The 16,730-nt window shown below is 62.3% G+C and carries 17 protein-coding genes and 1 tRNA gene; 7 read left to right on the forward strand and 11 right to left on the reverse strand.

Annotation, left to right across the window (positions count from 1 at the left end):
- The first annotated feature begins 155 nt into the window (after positions 1-155).
- The 3 genes from Q0603_RS13720 to Q0603_RS13730 are packed head-to-tail and all read left to right on the forward strand — an operon-like array spanning position 156 to position 4,785.
- Entirely contained in the window at positions 156-1,286 is a 1,131-nt protein-coding gene (locus Q0603_RS13720) for an efflux RND transporter periplasmic adaptor subunit (protein WP_298726593.1), read from the forward strand.
- A gap of 13 nt (positions 1,287-1,299) precedes the next feature.
- A complete protein-coding gene (locus Q0603_RS13725) occupies positions 1,300-3,291 on the forward strand; it encodes a MacB family efflux pump subunit (RefSeq protein ID WP_298726595.1) in 1,992 nt (663 codons plus the stop codon).
- A gap of 6 nt (positions 3,292-3,297) precedes the next feature.
- Positions 3,298-4,785: an efflux transporter outer membrane subunit gene (locus Q0603_RS13730; RefSeq protein ID WP_298726597.1), complete on the forward strand. Its 1,488-nt coding sequence runs from the start codon at positions 3,298-3,300 to the stop codon at positions 4,783-4,785.
- Between the two features lie 9 nt (positions 4,786-4,794).
- Here Q0603_RS13730 and Q0603_RS13735 read toward each other — a convergent pair whose 3' ends face one another.
- From Q0603_RS13735 to Q0603_RS13770, 8 genes are all read right to left on the reverse strand, one after another.
- A complete protein-coding gene (locus Q0603_RS13735) occupies positions 4,795-6,159 on the reverse strand; it encodes an adenylate/guanylate cyclase domain-containing protein (RefSeq protein ID WP_298726598.1) in 1,365 nt (454 codons plus the stop codon).
- 178 nt (positions 6,160-6,337) lie between these two features.
- Entirely contained in the window at positions 6,338-6,793 is a 456-nt protein-coding gene (locus Q0603_RS13740; RefSeq protein ID WP_298726600.1) for a hotdog domain-containing protein, read from the reverse strand.
- 10 nt (positions 6,794-6,803) lie between these two features.
- The gene (locus tag Q0603_RS13745) at positions 6,804-7,616 is read right to left on the reverse strand and encodes an amidohydrolase family protein (protein ID WP_298726601.1); all 813 of its coding nucleotides are present in this window, start codon (positions 7,614-7,616) and stop codon (positions 6,804-6,806) included.
- Position 7,617: 1 nt separating this feature from the next.
- On the reverse strand, positions 7,618-8,508 hold the full coding sequence (locus tag Q0603_RS13750; RefSeq protein WP_298726603.1) for an alpha/beta fold hydrolase: 891 nt from the start codon (positions 8,506-8,508) through the stop codon (positions 7,618-7,620).
- Between the two features lie 78 nt (positions 8,509-8,586).
- On the reverse strand, positions 8,587-9,531 hold the full coding sequence (gene gcvA, locus Q0603_RS13755) for a transcriptional regulator GcvA (protein WP_298726605.1): 945 nt from the start codon (positions 9,529-9,531) through the stop codon (positions 8,587-8,589).
- A 110-nt stretch (positions 9,532-9,641) separates the two neighbouring features.
- On the reverse strand, positions 9,642-10,529 hold the full coding sequence (folD, locus tag Q0603_RS13760) for a bifunctional methylenetetrahydrofolate dehydrogenase/methenyltetrahydrofolate cyclohydrolase FolD (protein ID WP_298726607.1): 888 nt from the start codon (positions 10,527-10,529) through the stop codon (positions 9,642-9,644).
- A gap of 5 nt (positions 10,530-10,534) precedes the next feature.
- The gene (locus tag Q0603_RS13765; protein WP_298726609.1) at positions 10,535-10,870 is read right to left on the reverse strand and encodes a DUF167 family protein; all 336 of its coding nucleotides are present in this window, start codon (positions 10,868-10,870) and stop codon (positions 10,535-10,537) included.
- A 5-nt stretch (positions 10,871-10,875) separates the two neighbouring features.
- A complete protein-coding gene (locus tag Q0603_RS13770; protein WP_298726611.1) occupies positions 10,876-11,154 on the reverse strand; it encodes a YggT family protein in 279 nt (92 codons plus the stop codon).
- Between the two features lie 380 nt (positions 11,155-11,534).
- On the opposite strand from Q0603_RS13770, the gene Q0603_RS13775 reads away from it, so the two are divergent.
- The 3 genes from Q0603_RS13775 (at position 11,535) to Q0603_RS13785 (ending at position 14,111) form a co-directional block, all read left to right on the forward strand.
- Positions 11,535-11,610, forward strand: a tRNA-Ala gene (locus Q0603_RS13775).
- 378 nt (positions 11,611-11,988) lie between these two features.
- On the forward strand, positions 11,989-13,524 hold the full coding sequence (locus tag Q0603_RS13780) for a hypothetical protein (RefSeq protein WP_298726613.1): 1,536 nt from the start codon (positions 11,989-11,991) through the stop codon (positions 13,522-13,524).
- 128 nt (positions 13,525-13,652) lie between these two features.
- Complete coding sequence (locus Q0603_RS13785) at positions 13,653-14,111, forward strand: MarR family transcriptional regulator (RefSeq protein WP_298726615.1); 459 nt, start codon at positions 13,653-13,655, stop codon at positions 14,109-14,111.
- 51 nt (positions 14,112-14,162) lie between these two features.
- On the opposite strand, the gene vsr is transcribed toward Q0603_RS13785, so the two are convergent.
- From vsr to Q0603_RS13800, 3 genes are read right to left on the reverse strand one after another with little or no spacing between them, the layout of a single operon-like run.
- Positions 14,163-14,576: a DNA mismatch endonuclease Vsr gene (gene vsr / locus Q0603_RS13790; RefSeq protein WP_298726617.1), complete on the reverse strand. Its 414-nt coding sequence runs from the start codon at positions 14,574-14,576 to the stop codon at positions 14,163-14,165.
- Between the two features lie 10 nt (positions 14,577-14,586).
- Positions 14,587-15,444 (reverse strand): NgoMIV family type II restriction endonuclease, encoded by an 858-nt coding sequence (locus Q0603_RS13795; RefSeq protein WP_298726620.1) that lies wholly within the window; start codon positions 15,442-15,444, stop codon positions 14,587-14,589.
- Positions 15,445-16,407, reverse strand: coding sequence for a DNA cytosine methyltransferase (locus tag Q0603_RS13800; RefSeq protein ID WP_298726622.1), 963 nt, complete (start codon positions 16,405-16,407; stop codon positions 15,445-15,447). It abuts the gene before it with no gap.
- 216 nt (positions 16,408-16,623) lie between these two features.
- Between Q0603_RS13800 and Q0603_RS13805 the strand changes: the two genes are divergently transcribed.
- The coding region (locus Q0603_RS13805; RefSeq protein ID WP_298726629.1) for a transposase at positions 16,624-16,730 on the forward strand (107 nt) is incomplete at its 3' end.

Consider the following 16,730-nt stretch of genomic DNA (forward strand, 5'->3'; position numbering starts at 1 on the left):
TAGTTAGATTTTCATCTCTGTGGCTTTCCGCCACGGACTCACATCTGCTTAACGCCGTGATGGCATATTCACGTCTTCACTGCGCAGGATATCGGCGCCTGCCCCGTTTGATTGAGTAAACCACCTGTGTCCGTATTCCCATGAAACGCATCACGATGACCCTTTCTGCCGCCGCCATCGCCCTCGCCCTGGCGGCAGGCGCCTGGTGGTTCTGGTCGGCCCGTGCCGATACCCAGCCGGCTTTCCGCACCCAGGTCGTCCAGCTTGGCAGCGTCGAGGATACGGTCTCCGCCGTCGGCACCCTGCAGCCGCTCAACTATGTCGATGTCGGCACCCAGGTCTCGGGCCAGTTGAAGACGATCTATGTCGATTACGGCGACCGCGTCGAGAAAGGCCAGCTTCTGGCCCAGATCGATCCGACCGTCTATGAGGCCCGCGTCGCCGCCGATGAAGCGAACCTGCTGGCCTTGCGGGCGCAGCGCAGCGACAAGCAGGTGCAGCTTGCGCTCGCCGAAAAGCAGTTCGAGCGCCAGCGCCGCCTGCTCAGCGAGCGCGCCACCAGCCAGGACCAGTACGACAGCGCCGATGCGAACCGCAAATCCCTGATAGCCCAGATCGCGGTGCTGGATGCGCAGATCCAGCAGGCCGAAGCGACGCTGAAATCCGACCAGGCCAATCTCGGCTATACCAAGATCTACGCGCCGATGACCGGCATCGTCGTCGACATCAATTCGCGACAGGGCCAGACCCTGAACGCCAACCAGTCGGCGCCGATCATCCTGCGCATCGCCGATCTCGACACCATGACGGTGAAGACCCAGGTCTCGGAAGCCGATGTGCCGAAGCTCAAGCTCGGCATGGAGGCCTACTTCACCACGCTCGGCCAGCCCGACAAGAAGCGCGTCGGCAAGCTGCGCCAGATTCTGCCGACGCCGGAAACCGTCAACAACGTCATCCTCTATTCGGCGCTGTTCGACGTTCCCAATCCCGATCTCGACCTGATGACGCAGATGAGCGCGCAGGTCTTCTTCGTCATCGCCCGCGCGGAAAACCTGCCGGTGGTGCCGATGTCGGCGCTGCGTCCGCTGCCCAATGGCGGCTATGGCCTGCGGGTGATGGAAAATGGCCAGCCGGTGCGCCGCAAGGTGGAGGTCGCCGCCAGCAACCGCGTCAACGCCGCGATCAGCAGCGGGCTTAAGGCCGGCGAGGAGATCGTCATCGATCAGGCGCCACGCGCACCCGGCGCCGCGCAGGCGAATGCGCCGCGCATGACGCCGCGCCTGTAAAAAAGCATCCGCCATGAACGTCCTTGCCCATCCCCAAAAGGTCCGCCTCGGCCAGGCTCAGGCAGCGGCGCCGATCATCGCCCTGCGCGATATCCGCAAGACCTTTCATCGCGGCGACATGGCGGTGGAGGTGCTGCACGGCATCTCGCTGGATATCTATCCCGGCGAATTCGTCGCCATCATGGGCGCGTCCGGCTCGGGCAAGTCGACCCTGATGAACCTGATCGGCCTGCTCGACCGTCCCACCTCGGGCAGCTACCGTTTCGACGGCGAGGAAGTCTCCTCGCTCGATGCCGATGGCCGCGCGCTGCTGCGCCGCCAGGCCTTCGGCTTCATCTTCCAGCAATACAATCTGCTCAGCACCGAAACCGCGACCGGCAATGTCGAGATGCCGGCGGTCTATGCCGGCATGCCGCGCAGCAAGCGCCTGGAGCGCGCCAGGGCGCTGCTGTCAAAGCTCGGCCTGGGCGAGCGGCTCGATCACAAGCCGAGCCAGCTCTCCGGCGGCCAGCAGCAGCGCGTGTCAATTGCGCGTGCTTTGATGAATGGCGGTGCCGTGATCCTGGCAGACGAGCCGACCGGCGCGCTGGACAGCAAAAGCGGCGCCGAGGTGATGCAGCTTCTGCATGAACTGAATGCTCAAGGGCACACGATCCTGCTGATCACCCACGATCACGAAGTCGCCGCCCAGGCCAAGCGCATCATCGAGATCAAGGACGGCATGGTCGTCTCTGACCGCGTGCAGGATTCCTCGCCGCCGCCGGTGGAACCGAAACGCCCTGTCCGTCCGGCCACGCGGCCGGGCTTTGCCGCCTTCGATCTGCTGGAAGCCTGCCGCATGGCGCTGCAGGCGTTGCGCAGCAACCTCTTGCGCACCCTGCTCACCCTGCTTGGCATCATCATCGGCGTCGCCTCGGTGGTCGCCATGCTGGCGATCGGCGAAGGCGCGCAGAAATCGGTGCTCGACCGCATCAATGCCATGGGCAGCAATCTTCTGCTGGTGCGGCCGGGCGCGCCGAATCTGCGACGCGTCGATGGCGTGACCGCCACCCTGGTCGCCGCCGATGCCGATGCGATCATGCAATTGCCCAATGTCGCCGCCGCGGTGCCGGAATATCCCGGCAGCGTCACCGTCCGCGTCGGCAACCGCGATTACGTCACCCAGGTCAACGCCACCACCGCGCCCTTCCCGCAGGCGCGCGACTGGCCGGTGGCGGAAGGCATCTTCTTCACCGACAACGACGTCAAGGACTATGCACCCGTCGCGGTGATCGGCCAGACGGTGCTGAAGAACCTCTTCCCCGATGGCGGCAATCCCATCGGGCGCTATATCCTGCTCAACAACATTCCCTTCCAGGTGATCGGCATCATGACGCCGAAAGGCGCCACGCCCTGGGGCGCCGACCAGGACGACATCATCTATGTGCCGCTGTCCACCGGCATGCTGCGGCTTTTCGGCCAGCGTTATGTGAAGACCATCACGATCGAGGTCGAAGATGTCAGCCGCATTGATGACACGCAGGAAGAGGTGCGCCAGCTTCTGATGGCCCGCCACAAGGCGGAGGACTTTCAGATCCGCAACATGGCCTCGATCATTGCCACCGCGATGGAAACGCAAAGCACCTTGACCATCCTGCTCGGCTCGATTGCCGCGATCTCGCTACTGGTTGGCGGCATTGGCGTGATGAACATCATGCTGGTCAGCGTCACCGAGCGCACCCGCGAGATCGGCGTGCGCATGGCGACCGGCGCGCGGCGCATGAACATCCTCACCCAGTTCAATGCCGAAGCATTGGCGATCTGCACGCTCGGCGGCCTGATCGGCGTGGCGCTGGGCCTTGCCGTGACCTGGACCTTCGGCTTCTTCGGCCGCCCGGTGGTCTTCTCGCCCGAGCCGGTTCTGCTCGCCTTCTTCTGCGCCTTCGCCACCGGCCTGCTGTTCGGCTACCTGCCAGCGCGCAAGGCTGCCGATCTCGATCCTGTCGTTGCCCTCGCCGCGGAATAAGCCTTCATGTTTTTCCCTCGCGCTATGACAGCCGTCGCTGTCGTCCTCTCGCTGAGCGCCTGCACGATGGTGCCGGACTATTTCAAGCCGGAAGTCGCCGCCCCCGCCGCCTGGGACAGCCGCGATGTCGGCCTCGGGCAATGGCCAGACGATAGCTGGTGGCGCAGCTTCGGCAGCTCAGAGCTGGACCGCTTGATCGCCGCCGGCCGCGAGAACAACACCGATCTGCGCGCTGCTGTCGCCCGCATCCGCCAGGCCGAGGCGCAGGCAAAGATTGCCGGCGCCGCACTTTATCCGACGCTTAGCATCGATGCCGGCGCCAGCCGCACCCGCCAGGGCACGGGCAGCAGCACTGGCAGCAGCACTGGCAGCAGCACGGGCAACCGCACCATCAGCAGCGGCCGCTCGGACCATACCGTGCGCAATTCCTTCTCCGGCACGCTTACCGCCGGCTATCAGGTCGATCTCTTCGGCGCCAACAGCGCCAATGCCAATGCGGCGCTGGCGCAGCTTGAGGCCAACCGCTTCGACCGCGAAACCGTGGCGATCACGCTCTATGCCGATATCGCCTCGACCTATTTCACGCTTCTGTCGATGCGCGACCGCATCCGGCTGGCGGAAGATACCTTGCGGGTGGCGCAGGAAGTGCTCGACCTGCTTGAGCGTCAGCGCAATTTCGGCATCTCCACCGATTACGAAGTGGCCCAGCAGCGCAGTACGGTGGCGAGCCAGCGCGCGACAGTGGCCGGCCTGCGCCAGACCGAACGCCAGACGCTTGATGCGCTCGCCGTCCTGCTGGGGCGCAATCCGCAGGGCTTTGAGGTCGAGACGCAAAGCCTCGCCAGCCTTACCCTGCCGCCGGTGCTGGCCGGCCTGCCGTCTGATCTGCTGCTGCGCCGGCCCGATCTGCGCCGCGCCGAAGCAAGCTTGCGTGCCGCCAATTTCGATATCGGCGCCGCCCGCGCCGCGCGCTTCCCGAGCCTCAATCTCACGGCCCGCGCAGGCACGCAGGCCGCCAGCACCGGCATGCTGCTCGATCCCGCCACCATGGTCTATTCGATTGCGGCCTCATTGACCGCGCCGATCTTCGAAGGCGGCCGGCTGGAAGGCGGCGAGGAATTGTCGCGCGCCCGCTATGACGAGCTGGTGGAAAGCTATCGCGGCGCCATTCTCTCGGCCTTCCGCGACACCGAGGACGCGCTCAGCGCCACCGGCAGCAGCACGCAGCAATATCTCTATGCCCAGGAAGCCTACGATCAGGCGCGCGAGGCCTATCGCATCATCGAAGCGCGCTTCCGCGCCGGCACGGTCGACTTCCTCGATCTGCTTGATGCCCAGCGCACCGTCTTCTCTGCCAATGATACGCTGGTGCAGGCGATGCTGGCCCGCTTCACCGCGATCGTCGATCTCTATCTGGCGCTGGGCGGCGGCTGGGACGGCAGCGTCATTGGCGTGGAGAACGCCGGAAGCACCGAAACCGCCCAGCGTCCGTAACGGCGGCCGTCACGCCGCCGAGGGCTTCACATCGTTGGAACGCAGCGGCCAGACGCAGATTTCGACCGCCTGCTCACGGCCATCGAGATGAACCGGCCCCAGCCGCTCGAAAGGCGGCAGGTCGCTGGCCTGCGCCTGGGCGGCCTTGAGGCAATCCATCGAGGTGGCGATGCGGCATTTCAGGCTGCGTGTCATCGTCTCCAGCCGGCTGGCAATGTTCACGGCATCGCCCACCACGGTGAATTCCAGCCGTGAATCGCTGCCGATATTGCCGACCACCACCTGCCCGCAGTGCACGCCGACCGCCAGCGTGATCTGCGCCGCGCCGCGGCCGCAGCGCTTGGCATTCCAGCGGTCCATTTCGGCCTGCAGATCGGCGGCGCAGCGCAGCGCGCGGGCGGCGGCATCCGGCATCTCGGTGATCGCGCCGAACGTCACCAGCAACCCATCGCCCAGATATTTGTCGATCGAGCCGCCATGGCGGAACACGACCTTGCAGCAGCGGTCCTGAAAGCTTTTCAACAACCGCACGACGCGGTCCGGTGACATGCGCTCCGACAGCCCGGTGAAGCCGACGATATCGGCAAACAGGATTGCCACCTGGCGCGTGTTCGGCGCGCCGAATTCCCGATCGGCCGTCATGATCGCGTCTGCGATATCGGGAGAGACGTAGCGCGCCAGATCGGCGCGCGCGATCTCGGCCCGCGTCTGGCGCAGCAGCATGGCGCGCGCCCGCCACACCGAGGCCGCCAGCACCGCCGTCAGAATGAGCGTCAGCACCACCTGATTGAGCAATGCAAAGATGCTGACGTGATAGGGGCTCGTTAATACGCTCAGCGCCGCGTCGATATCGTGATTGATGGGGGCGGTGAAATGCAGGGTATCGGGGCGCATGTAGAGCAGCAGTACCGCCGTCGACCACACCGCGACGACGCAGAATCCCGCCCAGACCACCTGCAGCGGCGAGTAGGACAATGCGGCGCCGACGATCAGCAGCACCAGATAGAGGAATTCCGGACCGCGGGCACGAAGCTGGATCGGCCAGCCGACATCGATCTGCATTGGCGGCGGCAGGATCACAACGGCGGTGACGAGGATGACATCGAGCAGCACGCAGATGAAGCGCACCGCAATGGCCTTGGGATGCCGGCGCAGCGCATGCGGCACCCAGCCCAGCAGCAGGAAGACGGCCGCCACGCCGAGATAGTAAAGCTGCCGCTCCGGTTCGATCACCAGCAGAAGCCACAGCATCACCGCAACCACGGCGATGATGCGCGCGCGGAAAGCGAACGTCAGGCCCGCCTGCTCTTCGGCGGCAAGCGCGTGACGAAGCCGGTCATTGAAACCCCACCGCGAGCTTAACCAGTCGAGCATGCGGCATCCCCGTTATTCTTCGGACTGAAATCCTGATCGGCCTCCCTGAAGGCCTGAGCGGAAAATCTAGCCCGGCGCGGTCTGGCGCCAAAGAATTCCTGCCATCCGATCCTGACATCAAAAGGGGATTTGTGGCAGCCGTCACGTTTTGCCGCCACAGGCGATACATGCTCGCCGCCTATGCCGGTCGCGCGAAAACCGGCATCACCATCGCCGTGCAGGTGGCGAAGGGATCAGCGCCAGCCGTCAGGCTGCCCTCGATGAAGGCGACATGGCGCGTCGTCCGGCTGGCCCAGGCGCGGAAGACCGGCATGGGCTTGATCGCCGCCAGACGCAGGAATTGCACCGAGAGATTGAGGGTTACCACCGTATCGGTTTCGTAATGCCCAAGCCCCGCCAGCACCACCGCCGCGTCGAAGCCGGCGGCGATGACGCCGCCATTGAGCGCTGCCTGGCCGCCATCGCCCAGCATGCCCGGCGGCAGGCGCGTCGGGCGGATGACGGCCTGCGCCGCTTCAAAGGCGCCTTCGAAGCCGAACCAGAGAATCTCGGCGCGCCCATTGAAAGACTGCAGCGCCTCGGCGCGCTGCGCGGCCGGACGGTGGAACGGTACCGCCAGGGCCGCGCTGCTCATGCCTGGCCGCTCACAGCCTGAAGATCCGCCTGGCATTGCCGCCGAGGAATTTCGCCTCGGCCTCGGGCGGCAGGCCAAGCTGCTTCACGCCGGCCACGCATTTGTCGAAGGGCAGATGCGGGAAATTGGTGCCAAACAGCACCTTGTCCTGGCCATAGCCCTGCATGAACTTCACCAGCGCCGGCGGATACATCTTCGGCAGATAGGCCGAGGTGTCGATATAGACATTCTCATGCTTCCAGCACAGCGCCATCATCTCCTCGGTCCAGGGAAAGCCGATATGGCCGCCAACGATGACAAGTTCGGGGAAGTCCAGCGCCACCTGGTCGATGTAAGGGATCGGCCGTCCCGTTTCGGAGGGAAACAGCGGCCCGGTATGACCGACCTGCGTGCAGAAGGGAATGCCGAGTTCGACGCATTTGACATAAAGCGGGTAGTAGCGCCGGTCTGTCGGCGGCAATTCCCAAAGCCAGGGAACGACGCGCAGCGCCTTGAAGCCAAGCTCCCGCACGGCGCGTTCGAGTTCGCGCACTGCCTGCATCGGATGATGCAGGTCGACGGCCGCAACGCCGACGAAGCGGTCGGGATAGGCGCGGGTGAAGACGGCGACATCGTCGTTGGAGATCACCCAGCGGCCGGGCCGGTGCCAGGCGCACAGCATCAGCTTGTCCACACCCGCCTTGTCCATCAGCGCGACCAGTTCGTCGGGGCCCAGCTTGCGGTCCAGCATCGCCGCCGTGCCCGACTGTTCGAACAGACGCACGACCTCCGGCATGCTTTCGCGCGCGTTGAAAACCGGTTGCGCCCAGGCATCCACAATCATCTTACGCCGCCTTCTCGTTGCGATTGGCCGCGGCCTGCTGCAGCCAATTAGCCACCTCATCCCACCGCTCGACCGGCATGCCGCGCTTGAAGAAGCCGAAATGGCCGATGCGCTGCAGACCCCAATCACTTGGCGCCACGTGCAGACGCTCGATCTTCGCATTGGGATAGAAGCCGGCCAGAGCATCGACGCCGCGCGCCGGACCGTAGACCGGATCATCGCTGAAGCTGATCAGCCTCATCCGCGCACGGACCCGGTCATTATAGGGCCGCAGCGGCCGGCCATTGTCGTCGATCAGGTAATGCCGCGAACGGCAAAAGCGCGCCCAGTCGCGCGCCACGCCTTCGGGCAGCGGATTGCCGCCGACGAAAAGCCCCGGCAGACGGCCGGTCGCCGCGGCCAGGCCCGGCACCATCACATACCACCAGAACGGCAGATACAGCCGGTGCGGCATCGACCAGTTGCGCCAGTAGCCATGCTGCGAACCGATCGTCACGGCTGCGGCGATCTCGTCGGCCTCCGGGATCAGGCCAAGCACCTGGCCGCCGAAGGAATGCGCAACAATGCAGCGCTGCAATCCCGGCCGGTTGCGCCGCAGCCAGGCGGAAGCGGCCGGAACGTCCTTCACGCCCCAGTCCAGCATGCGCGGCGGCGGCGCGCCCTCGCTGCGCGGCGAGGACGCGATGCCGCGGAAATCGAATGTCAGCACGGTGAAGCCGCGCTGCGCCAGATGCTGCGAGAAGGGCGCGTAATAGCGCGCGGGCACGCCGGTGGCGCCATTGATCTGCACCGACATGCCGTTCGGCTGGCGCGGCTCGAACAGATAGGCGCTCAAGCGCTGGCCATCGGCAGCGGTAATGGTGATCGGTTGCGGTTGGATCATCTCGGTCATGGTCTTCGACTCCCAGGACCGGAAATTACGTTTACGTAAACGGCAGGACAAACGCAAAGCGTCCGGCTTCAGATGAATCTATTTCACCCGAATCCGCTTGCGTCCGACAGCGCCCGGCGGCGCCAGGCGCTGCATGTCCGCATTGGCCTTGCGCATCAGATCGAGCAGCCATTGCCGCAACGCCTTCAGTCGCGGCTTGTCGGCTTCGGCGCGGCGGCAGACGAACCAGTAGCCATGCTCGGCCGGAATCAGCGGCGCGAACGGCATGGCGAGCCGGCCTTCGTCGAGCTTGGAGGCAATCAGCGGCGCCACGCCGAGCGTCACGCCAAGGCCGCGCTCGGCGGCATCGGTGGCCTGCGTGATGTTGTCGACCCAGATCTCGCGCTTCGGCTTCACGCCCGTCGCCCTCGCCGCCGCCAGCCAGCGCGGCCAGAGATCGGGAAAAGAGGTCAGATGGATCAGCGTCTGGCTGCGCAGATCGCGCGGCGACCGCAGGCCTGACAGCAGCTTGGGCGCGCAGACCGGCGCCACGGCAAGATCGGTCAGCTTCACTGCCGCCAGGCCCGGCCAGCGGCCATGGCCGTAGCGCACGGCGGCATCGACTGCATCGCGGGCGAAATCGGCATTGCGCTGCGTCGATTCCACAAAGAGGCGCAGGCCAGGCTGGCTGTCGAGGAAGCTTTCCAGATGCGGGATGATCCAGGCATTGGCGAAGTGCGGCACGGCGGACAGCCGCAGCTCGTCGGCTTGCGTCGGCAGCGCCAGCCGCGTCGAGGCCTGCACCAGCTGATCGAGGGCTTTGCGCACACTGCCGAAATAATCCTGACCCGCTTCGGTCAGACGGATCTCGCGATTAAGCCGCCGGAACAGTGGCAGGCCGAGATGCTTCTCCAGCAGCTTGACGCGATGGGAGATGGCCGATGGCGTCAGATACAGTTCCGCGGCGGCCGCCTTGAAGCTCATATGGCGGGCGGCCGCATCGAAAGCCTCTAGGGCAAGCAAGGACGGCAGGCGTTTGGCCATGCGCTCAGATTAGACCCGTTCAGGCGAAAAAGAAGCCGTGACGCGGCGGCAGATGCCGCGACGTCAGCCTAGACCTTGGTCGAGGGCGGTTTCTCTAACCTGTGAAGATGTCACAGACCGTTTGGATCGATCCCGCTCCGCCAGCAGGCGGCGGTCAGCGTATTCTGCAGCAGGCAGGCCGTGGTCATCAGGCCGACGCCGCCCGGCACCGGCGTGATCGCGCGCACCACCTCGGCGGCGGAGGGAAAATGCACGTCGCCCACCAGCTTGGTGCCGGCGCCGTCTTCCTTCGGCACGCGGTTGATGCCGACATCGATGACGACCGCGTTGTGCGACAGCCATTCGCCGCGCACCATTTCGGGCCGGCCGACGGCTGCGATGACGATCTCTGCGCGCTTGCACAGTTCGGGCAGGTCGCGGGTCTTGGAATGCGCCACGGTGACGGTGGCCGAGGCGCCGATCAGCAGCGCCGCCATCGGACGGCCGACCAGGATCGAGCGCCCGATCACCAGCGCATTGGCGCCGGCGACGTTCACGCCGGCCTTTTCCAGCATGATCATGCAGCCCTTCGGCGTGCAGGGCGTCAGCGCCTCGATGCCCTGGGCCAGCTTGCCCGCATTCACCGGATGCAGGCCGTCGACATCCTTGGCCGGATCGATCGCCTCGATGACCGCCTGCGTGTCGATCTGCTTGGGCAGCGGCATCTGCACCAGGATGCCGTCGACTTCCGGATCGGCATTGAGCTGGCGCACCACATGCAGCAGCTCGGCCTGGCTGGTGGTCGCCGGCAGGCGGATCTCGTCCGAGATCATGCCGGCTTCGCGCGTCAGCACGCCCTTGTTGCGCACATAGACCTGGCTGGCCGGATCGTCGCCGACCAGCACGACGGTCAGGCCCGGCAGGCGGCCGGTCTTGGCCTGGAACGCCTTCACCTTCGCCGCCACCTCGGCGCGGATTTCCAATGCGATGGGTTTGCCTTCGATGAGCGTTGCAGCCATTGCCTTCAGCCTTTCATGTCGAGCGTTGCGAGCCAGGGCCTGAGCGCCGCTTCCAGCGCGGCCGGATCGCCGTGGATGAGAATCTGCTTATGCCGGTCGGTCTCGCCGGCGACGATTTCGAAACGGCCGCCCGGCAGTTTCAGCGCCTTGGACAGAAGCTTGATCAGCGCCGCGTTGGCCTTGCCCTTTTCCGGCACGGCGGTGACCTTGGCCGCCAGTTCGGCGCCGCCGTCTGCGGTCGGCTTCAGCCCCTCGACGGCATCGCGGCCGGATTTGGGCGTCAGGCGGACGAACAGCCTGAGGCCGTCTTCCTGCAGGCTATAGGGACGCGGATCGGCCACGACCTTCAGATGGCGTATTCCCAGATCAGGTTGCGCACGAAGATCAGCAGCAGGATCAGCACCACCGGGGAAATATCGAGGCCGCCCAGATTGGGCAGGATGCGGCGGATCGGCCTCAGAGCCGGCTCGGTGATGCGGTAGAGAAAGTCGCCGACCGCATAGACGATGCGGTTGGAGGTGTTGACCACGTTGAAGGCGACCAGCCAGCTCAGGATCGCCGAGGCGATCAGCAGCCAGATATAGATGTCGATGACCGTGGTGATCAGGATTATCAGGGAATTCATCCGCCCTCCGGAGGCACGCTGCAGGCCGCGCCCGGCCGCGAGGCGGCTGGGAAGCAGGATCGGGCGGCGTCCTGGGCTCAGAGTGATAAAGGCAGGCGCTGCGAAAGGCAACCCAAGCCCGCCCTTGCGATAGCGAAGATCAGGCCAAAACCGGCGGCGAAGTGCGGAAAGTCACAAGTCGTACCCGCCGCCGACATCGCTCCGCCACAGGTCGCGCCACAGGTGCTTCACAGGATCGCGAGGCCGGGGCTGCCGGGCAGAAAACGGACCCCGAAAGGCCCCAAGGCAGTGGACAAAGCCGGGCCGCTTTGCTACTTGCTTCCCCGCCCGGCCGGGACCGTTGCGACGTCCCTTTGCATTGTCGGCCGGCGCACCGGCTTGGGGCCGTAGCTCAGATGGGAGAGCGCCTCGTTCGCAATGAGGAGGTCAGGGGTTCGATTCCCCTCGGCTCCACCAAATTCTTGGACACGCCTCAGGGCCCAACAACTTGCTGGTCTGATTGGGTAAAATTGTCTCGCTGCTCTAGTGGAACCCGAAGAGCGAAACATTCTCTCTCCGAACCAGCGATTTACTACGATGCGCTTAAGCGTCCGCATCCATGTGCTCTTCGATGAGCACCAGCATATGCCCGCCCTTGAACAGCAGCCGCCCCTAACAAGGGCTCACAGGCGAGCAGATCTAGCACTGATCGCCGCCTGAAACTTCGCAGCCGCGTTCGGCAATCTGCTTCCTTTCCAAGGCCCTTAATCCCGCCGCCTATTGGCCAATTGCGGGCCACAACCGCTCCATGTATCAAATGCGAAACATCCCGAGGCAGCGGGACAGGGAGGGGACATGACGTCAGGGTCGACTGGTGAGCTATCGACGCAGCTCGCGCTTCTCAAAGAACAGAACAGTAAAGCCTTTGAGGCAGTGAGTGCCATTGAAGCGGCCGGCGGCGCCCGCGTCGATACCGAGGCTCCCATTGCTCCGGACAGCCCGTCCATTGCCGAAACTCACGCAAAAATTCATGCACTCATTGGCTTGGTTGAAGGCGTCGTCGGGGCATCCCCTGACAAAGTGTCTCTAGTCCCCGCGACCCACATCAGCGGACTTCCGAAGGAGCTACAGCGGATAAGCGAAGCCTTCACCAGCCTGCTGGCGCACCTAGACACAGTTACCAAACAGCATGGCGGCTTTGGCAAAATCGACGCCAGTGGCTTCGTCATTCAGTCGCAGAACAATCAGGTGCCGACCAATCTAGCTGATGTGTACCGGAACATCGGGACGCATACAGATGCAGCGCTCGATCGGGCGCATCGTATACTCGCCATTGTCAGCCCTGACAGCTACGACGCCTTTGCTGGTGCGGTAGCCGATCTGGCCACCACACTCGCGAGGCTTTCGGATGCGCAGCAGGCGGCAGACGAGAACGTTAAACAAATTCAGGCTGCCGCGAAGGCGGCGGCTGATGACGCAAAGAAGGCTGCGGGTAGTGCGGGCGGTGCCGCAGCAAGCAAGCAGGCCGCCGATGAGGCGCTTACCCAAATCAAGCAGCATGCCGAACATACGGCGAAGTTGCTCAAGGACATTGAAGGTGCCTGCTCGCAGGCGCAGAACCTGAAGACGCAGGTTGACGCCTACCAGCAGAACTTCACAGCCTTCGAGGCAAAGCTGGCTGAACGGAGCAAGCAATTCGAGGCTGGAAAGAAGGCGCTGGACGACCTCATTGCGTCCCGAACGGCCGCGCTGGATAAACTGGTGAAATCCCTGACCGAAAAGGACATCACAGCCAATACCATTATTACAAATGCCAAAAACGCACTTGAATGGGGTACAGCTGAGGGACTGTCATCTAGCTTCGCCACCTCCGCGATGGAACTGGATAAGCCGCTTCGCTCCACAATGCGGTGGTTCGTCGCCTCAATTGTGCTGCTGGCGTGTTGGGTGTTCATTGTATTCATACTAGCCCCGTACCTCGATCCAGCTTTTTCAATGCTGAACGTCCCTACCGGCTCGGACGGACTGTCCGTCGGCGCCTACCTACTCGGCGCGGTTGCAGTCCGAATGGCCGTCATCGCCCCGGCCTTCATACTGGTCCTGTTCTTCAGCAGGAGATACCAAGTTCTATTCGCAGCGCGAGAACTTTACACCTTCAAAAAGACGGTGGCGGCATCACTTCCCGGCTTTAAACATACTGCCGCCGCACAAGATGCAGATGCACATGTAAAGGCGATGACCGCTGCAGCCTTCGAACGGTTGCTATTTAATCCCCGTGAGCAGGCCACTTCCGACTTGGGAGGCTCTCCGCGTGGCGGCCTCCTATCGCGGTGGTTGGCCGGGCTGATCAAGCAGGCATTTGAGGACAGTAAGAGGGCCGACACCAAGTAATGCACGTTTCTTCATAGCGACCAAGAAAACAATCGGAACGATCCCAAAAGTCCGGTAAATTGGAAAAATTTTCAGATACGCGGCCCAAGCGGCCCGAAAGGCCGCCCCCCGCATCCCCGCGCGCGCCCTTGCCCGGGCCGCTGGACGAGCAGCTTTGCTATTCGATCTATTCCGTCGGCATGGCGATCCAGCGCGTCTACAAGCCATTGCTCGACAGGCTAGGGCTTACCTATCCGCAATATCTTGTGCTCAACGTGCTGTGGCGGCAGGACAGACAAAGCGTCGGCGCCATCGCCGAGCAGCTCGCTCTGGAATCCAGCACGCTCACGCCCGTGCTGAAACGACTGGAAGCGGCAGGCCTCGTGCGGCGCCAGCGCAATCCCGCCAACGAGCGCCAAGTCGTCGTGGCGCTGACGCCGAGAGGTTTGGCGATGCGCAACGAGGCCGACTGTCTGGGACAGGCCTTGCTGGAAGCTTCAGGCGAGTCACCGCAGAAACTCGGCACGCTGAACCATGCCGTGCGCGATCTGCGCGACGCGATCTATGCGCATATCGGCGGGCGGAGCGTGGCGGCGGGGAGGAGATAGGAGAGAGGTAAAGAGCACAGCCTCCAATCATGCCCGCTCTAGGCTCAATACTTACTCCGATAAAAACCCGGCCAGCCTCTCCTTAACCAGGCTTTCGTCCTTCAATTCACATTCCCAAACCACTTCGACTAACCAGCCCGACTTCTGTAAGTCAGCCTGATTCCGCTGATCCCTTAATTTGTTTTTTTCTATTTTGGGCAACCAATATGGCTGATTAGATTTTGGTTTTCTTATGCCCTCTTTACACTCGTGACCGTGCCAGAAGCACCCGTTCACGAAAATAGCCTTCTTCTTTCCGATCCAAGCAAGATCGGGTTTCCCAGGCAACTCTTTGCGGTGCAGGCGGTAACCAGTAAAGCCAAGATCACGGACCAATTTGCGGACGGTTAACTCCGGAACGGTATGCCCGCTACGGATACGCCGCATATTTTCGCTGCGCGCAGTAATGCTGATTCTATCAGCCACTGGTCAATCTCTACACCGCCAAATCTAAGGGCAAATCCGATATATCCTTTAGGCGCTTCCCTTGAATCATGATGCGCAGCATATCCGATGCATCTTCTGCACCAGCACTTTCCACCGCAATCATCAGTTCATGGAGAGCAAAATGATAAACACAATCAATATCACCAGTTCCCAGCGCAATCGAAGCAAGCCTGGAAGGTAAAGGCTCCGCAGTCACAACAACGACATGCGGGAGATGCCCTTTCCGGTTCCTAATCAAATTCAAGGCTTCGGAGCGGCTATTTTGCGCTCTGTCCGACCGGATGGTCCACTTAGATGATATACTCGCCAGCAAAAGATTTTTTCCGCCGTTCCTTTGGCGGATTGCCGCCCGGGTGCTCACAGTGGCGTCAACAATTTCTCTTTCATTATTGATTTCGTGATCAGTGAGAAGCTCCCTTACGACAAGTATATCTGGAGCAATGGTGTAATCATTCCCAAGTGCGGCGGAAAGCTCCGGATTCTTTTTTGCAGCCTCACTTAAAGCGACTAAGTGAGCATATTGCTCGTACTCCGCAATGGCGAGGCGGCTTCGGCTGCCCACTTTTCTTACTTCCCACTTCCCAGGCCTGATATGCCCAAGGTTAGGAAAGGTCTTCTTCAGAAATTCAGCGGTTATGTCTTCAAACAAGCTGCCAGCTCTTTGCGCGTTCAACCGCTCGCCTGTTTCAGTTTCAAGTAAATTGGCAATGCCCCGGGCAATTTTAATTGAAAGCTTACTATCTTTATCCGCATTACTGGGAACGCCACGCTCATCAACGGTTAAAACCTCCCGTAAAAGGCGGGCGTGGTAAGCTTTCCGCTCTGCAGCAATAAGCGCACCGCTCATTTACGCCGCCTTTACAACCCTCACAGCGTGAGCGGATGCCTCTAACGCCAACTTAATCTGCGACGCCACTGCTGCCGCCACAGGCGGAGGAAATGCGTTACCGACTTGGCGGTAAGCATTCGTTTTCTTCCCCGCAAATTTCCAATCTGGCGGAAACCCTTGCAGGCGTGCGACCATGGGAACGGTAAGCCGTGGCATACCCCGGAAGTCAGGCCCTGGAGGTTCGTTCGCTATGGTAAGTCCGTCCACGCCGAGTTCAGCCCAAGCCTTACGAGCGCGCGTAGGGCCCAGATCAGGGCCACCGTGCTTTTTTGAACCGCCAACTATTGTGGGAGCAATGGTGTTCGCCCGTGCAGCCCACTTTTCCGCATCAGGCCATCCTCGTTCAGCCATAAAAGGCAGCAGCACTTCACCAACTGTTGGAGGATTGAAAGGCACAGGCCGCGGCCATTCGAAATGGTCAGCCGCCTCAGATTCCAGGGCAACAAAAACCACCCTAGGCCGAAGCTGGGGAACGCCAAAGTCGCTGGCATTCAGCAATTTCCAGTGAACCTTGTAGCCGCTTCCCTCCAGCCGTGTTTTAATTCTCGCCCGATAATCATCAAAAACCGGATCAAGCATTCCGCGGACGTTTTCAAACATGACGGCGCGCGGCTTGATCCGCTCCACAATATCGAGGCCGACTTCAAACAAATTACGCTCGTCTTTTTCGCCGAGCTGTTTACCTGCCACAGAAAACGGCGGGCATGGCAGTCCTCCCGCAAGGAGATCCACGCCTTTCCATGGGGAAGGGTCAAAATTGTTTAGAAGATCCTGCTCAAGGACATTCCACTGCGGCCTGTTCAACCGGAGCGTTTCGCAGGCCCAGCGGTCATTCTCAACTAGCCCGGTGTGATTGAATCCGGCCATTTCGACCCCGAGGGCCTGACCGCCCGCTCCAGCACAAAGTTCCAGCGAATCCATCACCTATCCCCCTGCTTTCGCCAGAGCGCCGCCGATTCGGTGGCACCCATGTTAAACATTGTTAGCCCCCCAAGCTACCGGAGCGTACGATCAAGAGCGCCAACTCTATACCCTTTTCATACCCCAAAAAGACGACTTATGTTCCTATTAGCAAGGGCATATTATACTTGACGTACCCAAACGGGGAGATTACATTGGGGTCATAAGGAGATACCCATGTCTAAGTCCATCCTCGACGCCAAGGTTTTCCACGATGAAGCCGCCGCCTATCGGTTCGTTGAGGAACGGGTTTGGCCGGAAGGGCCGGTTTGCCCCCATTGCGG

Source organism: uncultured Ferrovibrio sp. (genome assembly GCF_937960835.1).
Taxonomy (GTDB): domain Bacteria; phylum Pseudomonadota; class Alphaproteobacteria; order Ferrovibrionales; family Ferrovibrionaceae; genus Ferrovibrio.

Bases quoted from the DNA above. Each gene is read 5' to 3' on its own strand.
- Q0603_RS13740 (WP_298726600.1), bottom strand. From the start codon at position 6,793: ATGAGCAGCGCGGCCCTGGCGGTACCGTTCCACCGTCCGGCCGCGCAG.
- Q0603_RS13750 (WP_298726603.1), bottom strand. From the start codon at position 8,508: ATGACCGAGATGATCCAACCGCAACCGATCACCATTACCGCTGCCGAT.
- Q0603_RS13745 (WP_298726601.1), bottom strand. From the start codon at position 7,616: ATGATTGTGGATGCCTGGGCGCAACCGGTTTTCAACGCGCGCGAAAGC.
- Q0603_RS13735 (WP_298726598.1), bottom strand. From the start codon at position 6,159: ATGCTCGACTGGTTAAGCTCGCGGTGGGGTTTCAATGACCGGCTTCGT.
- Q0603_RS13730 (WP_298726597.1), top strand. From the start codon at position 3,298: ATGTTTTTCCCTCGCGCTATGACAGCCGTCGCTGTCGTCCTCTCGCTG.
- folD (WP_298726607.1), bottom strand. From the start codon at position 10,529: ATGGCTGCAACGCTCATCGAAGGCAAACCCATCGCATTGGAAATCCGC.
- Q0603_RS13780 (WP_298726613.1), top strand. From the start codon at position 11,989: ATGACGTCAGGGTCGACTGGTGAGCTATCGACGCAGCTCGCGCTTCTC.
- Q0603_RS13725 (WP_298726595.1), top strand. From the start codon at position 1,300: ATGAACGTCCTTGCCCATCCCCAAAAGGTCCGCCTCGGCCAGGCTCAG.
- Q0603_RS13795 (WP_298726620.1), bottom strand. From the start codon at position 15,444: ATGAGCGGTGCGCTTATTGCTGCAGAGCGGAAAGCTTACCACGCCCGC.
- Q0603_RS13770 (WP_298726611.1), bottom strand. From the start codon at position 11,154: ATGAATTCCCTGATAATCCTGATCACCACGGTCATCGACATCTATATC.
- Q0603_RS13720 (WP_298726593.1), top strand. From the start codon at position 156: ATGACCCTTTCTGCCGCCGCCATCGCCCTCGCCCTGGCGGCAGGCGCC.
- gcvA (WP_298726605.1), bottom strand. From the start codon at position 9,531: ATGGCCAAACGCCTGCCGTCCTTGCTTGCCCTAGAGGCTTTCGATGCG.
- Q0603_RS13800 (WP_298726622.1), bottom strand. From the start codon at position 16,407: ATGGATTCGCTGGAACTTTGTGCTGGAGCGGGCGGTCAGGCCCTCGGG.